This is a genomic window from Pelosinus sp. IPA-1 (genome assembly GCF_030269905.1).
Classification (GTDB): Bacteria; Bacillota; Negativicutes; order DSM-13327; family DSM-13327; genus Pelosinus.
Genome location: NZ_BSVC01000027.1, coordinates 1 through 2,184, shown reverse-complemented (window position 1 = coordinate 2,184; position 2,184 = coordinate 1). Strand labels below are relative to the sequence as shown.

The 2,184-nt window shown below is 39.3% G+C and carries 2 protein-coding genes; both read right to left on the bottom strand.

The genetic code is table 11. The features are described 5' to 3' along the window. Positions 1-779, bottom strand: a 779-nt coding sequence (locus QSJ81_RS25620; protein ID WP_285720122.1) for a TRAP transporter substrate-binding protein, incomplete at its 3' end; no start/stop codon positions are given. Between the two features lie 47 nt (positions 780-826). Further along, positions 827-2,125 carry a TRAP transporter large permease gene (locus tag QSJ81_RS25615; protein WP_285720121.1) on the bottom strand — a complete coding sequence of 433 codons (1,299 nt, stop codon included), beginning with the start codon at positions 2,123-2,125 and terminating at the stop codon, positions 827-829. Positions 2,126-2,184: the final 59 nt, after the last annotated feature.

Genomic DNA, 2,184 nt, shown 5'->3' with positions numbered 1-2,184 from the left:
AATTTATTCCACATAGCTAAGTTCATCAAAAGTACTTCAGGAACACGCTGATGTCCATCTAAAATATAATTTTTCGCAACTGTATAGTGGTTTGCAGATTCAAATGAAGGCGCATTATTTTCTGCAGCATCAATTGTACCAGTTTGTAATGCTCCGAATACATCACCATATGGCATTACAATAGGATTTGCACCTAGAGCAGTAACCATCTCAAGGGTAATTGCACTTTGTTGTACGCGTATTTTTTGACCTTTCAAGTCGGCAAGTTTGGTAAGAGGCTTGCTGGAATAGAAGCTTCTAGCGCCAGACTCATAGTAAGCCAATCCCATCATATTAGATGATTGAAGGTCTTTTAGCAGTTTCTGCCCTTTTTCGCTATCCAAAAATGCCCATTCTTGTTTTGAGTCTGTAAATAAATATGGAAGAGCAAACAATCCCATTTGGGGGTTGAAGGAGGTAAGTGTAGCACTGCTCACTCTTGTCATATCAACTGTACCACCTGATTGCACCTGACTTACAACTGAGTTTTCGTCACCTAATGTTCCGCCAGGATAAACTTCAACATTAATTCTGCCGTTTGAGGCTTGTTTAACAAGTTCTGCAAATTTCTTGTCACCTAATGTTGTAGGATAGTCCGCTGGGTGAGCTTCAGCCAGCCTGATAGTCACTTTTGCTCCTTCACCCGATTTGTCCGCGGTTTTTGAACCTCCTGAGCTACAACCAGTCAATAAAGCAGCACACAGCAGCGATACGGTTAGAAAGGACAAACTTTTCTTCATTTTCTAAGCTCCTTTTTTAATTTATTATTTTTAAATACTAAATGTATTTAACGCAAGAAATGTGGTAAGTATAGAGACAATTGGGGAACGTAGATAATTACCATCAAACAAACAAACAGGATAGCATAGAATGGGGTCATATGCCTTACGGCTCTCCCTATCGGTGTATCTGTCAAGGCACACCCGATAAACAAAACAGCTCCATGAGGTGGAATCGTCAAGCCAATTCCTAGGCTGAGCATCATAATAATTCCGAAATGAAGAGGGTCTATATGCATGTTAAGTATAACTGGCTTTAAGATTGGTGTCATAATCATAATCAATGGTGCCATATCCATCGGTGCGCTTAGCAAAATCAACAGGCAAGCTATGATAAACAATACGATGAGTGGGTTATTGGATATTCCTAATAGAAGTGCAGTAACCATATCTGGTATACGCAAGATTGTTAGAACATAACTAAATGCTGCAGAAGCTGCCATTAAGAAAAACACAAGAGAGCAGATTCTTAATGTTTTTAATATAATGGGCCAAAACTCTGTAATGGGAATATCTCGATAAAAGAAGAAGGTAATAATGAAAGCGTACAAGCAAGCAATAGCTCCCGCTTCAGTGGCTGTAAACCAACCTGTAAAAATACCCCCTAGAATGATAACGCAAGGCATAATAGAAAATATTCCGTCAAAAATAACTTTCCCGCGTTCTTCCTGCGGTATTATTTCCTGCACTGTGTAACCATTTCTAATAGCTAGAAATCGACCAGCAATCATTAAGATTGCACATATAACGAAACCAGGAAAAACACCTGCTAAGAAAAGAGCATTGATAGACGGAGCAGATGCGCCATAAGCAAGTGCATACAAAATCAAATTATGACTTGGTGGAACAACAACACCTTGTATAGAAGCAGAAATAGTAAGGCTTGTAGCAAATTCCTTGCTATATCCTTTTTTTACCATTTGCGGGATCATAACCGTGCCCACAGAAGCCATATCGGCAGCAGCTGAGCCGGAAATGTTACCAAACAATAGGCAAGCAAGGCAGTTTACCATAGCGAGACCACCCTTAAATCGGCCAAAACCTAGCAATGCGAACTTTATTAATCGTTTCGCTAGCCCGCCTTCCCCCATAATTTGACCAGCCAAAATAAAGAAAGGAATGGTAAGTAACGCATAGTTATTAAGGCCATCGATCATTTTGTGAGAAATTAACTCAAGGCCAAAATCCTCCATTAAAAAAACAACGAGCGTAGAGGAGACAATGCACAACGAAATTGGCACTCGTATCAGCATTAATCCAATAAATGTTACTGTAAGTACAATAATTTCAAGAGTAGTATGATCCATCAATGCCCACCACCTAATCCTTTATGTCTTTTCAAATCAACACCAAAAAATTGAAATAT

What these genes read in the sequence shown, in the direction of transcription:
- QSJ81_RS25615 (WP_285720121.1), bottom strand. Translation starts at nt 2,125, where the DNA reads ATGGATCATACTACTCTTGAAATTATTGTACTTACAGTAACATTTATT.